The organism is Kitasatospora sp. NPDC057518 (assembly GCF_042802075.1).
Classification (GTDB): domain Bacteria; phylum Actinomycetota; class Actinomycetes; order Streptomycetales; family Streptomycetaceae; genus Kitasatospora.
In genome coordinates, this window is record NZ_JBHVEU010000683.1 from 1 (window position 1) to 2,989 (window position 2,989).

Genomic DNA, 2,989 nt, shown 5'->3' on the forward strand with positions numbered 1-2,989 from the left:
GTCCAGCCGAGCCCGGCGTCCAGCGCCAGCCCGCCGAAGTACGCGCCCTGGGCGTTGGCCAGGTTGAAGGCGCCCTGGACGGTCGCCGAGGCGAGGGTCGGCGCGCTGCGCGCCTTCTGGAGCACCAGGGTCTGCACGGCCGGCACGATCGCGAAACCGAACAGCCCGATCAGCACCACCGTGACGGCCGCCGACCAGCGGGCGTGCGCGGTCAGCGCGAACAGCGCCAGGGTGGCGGAGAGCAGCACGAAGGCCGCGCAGACGGTGGGGCGCAGCGCCCGGTCGGCGGCGAAGCCGCCCAGCACGTTGCCGATCGTCATGCCGACCCCGAACAGCGCCAGCACCAGGGTCACCGAGCCGGTCGCGTACCCGGAGACCTCGGTGAGCAGCGGCGCGATGTAGCTGTAGCAGGCGAAGAAGCCGCCGCAGCCGAACACCACGGTGGCCAGCGCCAGCCAGAGCTGGCCGCTGCGGAAGGCCCGCAGCTCGTGCCGGAGCCCGGACTGGCCGGAGGAGGGGAGCGCGGGCACCAGCCGGGCGATGGCGACCGTTCCGGCGGCCGCGATCAGCACGACCACCAGCATGGTCGCCCGCCAGCCCAGGTGCTGGCCGAGCAGGGTCGCGGCCGGGACGCCGACGATGTTGGCGACGGTCAGTCCGGAGAACATCACGGCCACCGCCCGGGCCCGCCGGTCCGGCGCGACCAGCTCGGCCGCCGCCACCGCGCCCGCTCCGAAGAAGGCGCCGTGCGGCAGCCCGGTGATCAGCCGAGCGGCGGCCAGCGTCCAGAAGTCCGGGGCCACCGCGCACAGCAGGTTGCCGGTCGCGAACAGTGCGGCCAGCGCCACCAGCACCGCCTTGCGCGGCCGTCCGGCGGCCAGCGCGGTCAGCAGCGGCGCGCCGACCACCACCCCCAGCGCGTACGCGGAGATCAGCCAGCCCGCCTGCGGGATGGAGACGTGGAGACTGTCCGCGACCTGGGGGAGCAGCCCCATGGCGGCGAATTCGGTGGTTCCGATGGCGAACGCGGTGACGGCCAGCGCGAGCAGCGCGAGAGGCAAGGGGGTGACTCCGGAGTGATGCCGACGGACCGGGGAAGCGCGCGGCGGGATGAAGGCGGGAAGGACGGCGGGATGAATTCGTTCGTCCGAAATCCTAATCCGGCCGGATGACGGCGCCGTGAGGTGCGTGTGACGAAAGGGCGTCGCCGGCTGACGAAAGGGGGTCGCCGACGCGGCTCCCGCGCGCGAGACTGGGAGCATGTGCCGCAACATCAAGACGCTGCGACCTCCCGTCACGCCCGACGCCGACGAGGAGGACTTCCACGCCGCAGCCCTCCAGTACGTCCGCAAGGTGTCCGGGTTCCGCGCCCCCGCGGCGCACAACCGGGAGGCCTTCGACCGGGCGGTGGACGCCGTCGCGGAGGCCACCGCCCGGCTGCTCGCCGAGCTGGAGGTCCGCGGCCCGCACGCCCGGGCCGCCGTGCCGGCCGAGGCCGCCGGGTAGGCAGGAGCAGCTGTGATGAGCCACGCCGAGCGTTACGCCCTCACCTTCCCCGGCACCCCGGGCACCCAGGCCCCGCAGGACGTCGTGGTGGTCACCCGCACCGACGCGACCGGTCCGGGCGGCCACCCGGTGTACGAGGACGAGAGCGGCATCGTCCGGGCGGAGATCAGCGACGCCGGCGAGGTCCGGATCCTCGCCAGCGGCGGCCACCAGAGCCCGCACCTGCCGGTGCACGCCCACCCGCTGCCCTGACCGCCCGGAACCCTGGGCGGGCACTCGGAACCCCGGCGCGGATTCCGTCCGTCGGGCACAATCGCGGTATGACCACAGCGAGTTGGCGGGGCGTCGTCATCGCCGAGAGCGACGACACCGTCGTCGTCGAGGGCAACCACTACTTCCCGGCCGAAGCGGTGCGCACCGAGTACCTGCGCCCCTCGGAGACCACCACGGTGTGCGGTTGGAAGGGCACCGCCGGCTACTACAGCCTGGAGGTGGACGGGCGGACCAACCCGGACGCCGTCTGGTACTACACCGACCCGAAGCCCGAGGCCGAGCACGTGCGCGGCCGGGTGGCCTTCTGGCGCGGGGTGGTGGTCGCCGAGTAGGCGGCCCCGGGCCGTGCCGTCCTCGCGAAAGGGGTACCGGAGCCCATGGCAGTCTTCCGCAGGCCGGACCGCTTCCGGCCGCGTCCCGGATCCGCCCCGGCCGAGCCCGACCCGAGCGGGCCCGCCCCGGCCGAGCCCGACCTGGGCGAGCGGCTCGCCGAACTGGTCGAGGAGTCCGAGCAGCCCGTCGGCCGGGGCCCGGTCACCGCGTACGCGGCGAGGCAGCGCGGCCGCGGCCGGGCCGTGGTCCTGCACACCGCCCGGCTGCTCGGCCACGGCGGCCGGGTCGCCGCCAAGGGGGCGGCCAGGGGAGCGGCCAAGGGCGCCGCGTTCGGCGGCAAGGCGCTGACCGACCAGCTGGTGCGGACCGCGCCGCGGATCCCGGTGCGCGACCTGGCCACCCTGCGGGCGCAGCACCCCGACGCGGCCTTTCCGGAGCAGCTGGCCGACCTGCTGGTCACCGGCGCCGTCCGGGCCTCCGGAGCGCTCGGCGCGGGCGTCGGCGCGGCGGCGATGCTGCCGGTGCCGCCCGCGATGCCGCTGGAGATCGCGGCCGAGACGCTCGCGGTCGCGGCCGTGGAGATCAAGCTGATCGCCGAGCTGCACGAGGTCTACGGCACCCCGGCGCGGGGCACCGCCACCCAGCGGGCCGGCGCCTACCTCGGCGCCTGGGCCAACCGCCGCGGGATCGACGCGGGCCTGCTGGTGCGCCCGGCCGGCTTCGCCGCGCTGGCGATCGGCTCGGAGGTGCGCCAGCAGGTCCGCCGCCGGCTGACCCGCAGCTCGCTGCGCCACCTGCCGGCGGTGACGCCGCTGCTGGTCGGCGCCGGCATAGGCGCCACCATGAACCGCCGCGACACCCGCCGGCTGGCCGGCGA

Annotated in this window: 5 protein-coding genes; 4 read left to right on the top strand and 1 reads right to left on the bottom strand. The window is 75.5% G+C overall.

The window, feature by feature from the left end; translation table 11 throughout:
* A partial coding sequence (locus ACFU7Z_RS38275) for an MFS transporter (protein ID WP_380782729.1) occupies positions 1-1,061 on the bottom strand: 1,061 nt, incomplete at its 3' end.
* A 199-nt stretch (positions 1,062-1,260) separates the two neighbouring features.
* Between ACFU7Z_RS38275 and ACFU7Z_RS38280 the strand changes: the two genes are divergently transcribed.
* The 4 genes from ACFU7Z_RS38280 to ACFU7Z_RS38295 all read left to right on the top strand — a co-directional run.
* Positions 1,261-1,506 (top strand): DUF2277 domain-containing protein, encoded by a 246-nt coding sequence (locus ACFU7Z_RS38280; RefSeq protein WP_117486559.1) that lies wholly within the window; start codon positions 1,261-1,263, stop codon positions 1,504-1,506.
* 15 nt (positions 1,507-1,521) lie between these two features.
* Complete coding sequence (locus ACFU7Z_RS38285; RefSeq protein ID WP_049659098.1) at positions 1,522-1,758, top strand: DUF6296 family protein; 237 nt, start codon at positions 1,522-1,524, stop codon at positions 1,756-1,758.
* Positions 1,759-1,826: 68 nt separating this feature from the next.
* Positions 1,827-2,111 carry a DUF427 domain-containing protein gene (locus tag ACFU7Z_RS38290; protein WP_380782731.1) on the top strand — a complete coding sequence of 95 codons (285 nt, stop codon included), beginning with the start codon at positions 1,827-1,829 and terminating at the stop codon, positions 2,109-2,111.
* Between the two features lie 45 nt (positions 2,112-2,156).
* Positions 2,157-2,989, top strand: an 833-nt coding sequence (locus tag ACFU7Z_RS38295; protein WP_380782733.1) for a hypothetical protein, incomplete at its 3' end; no start/stop codon positions are given.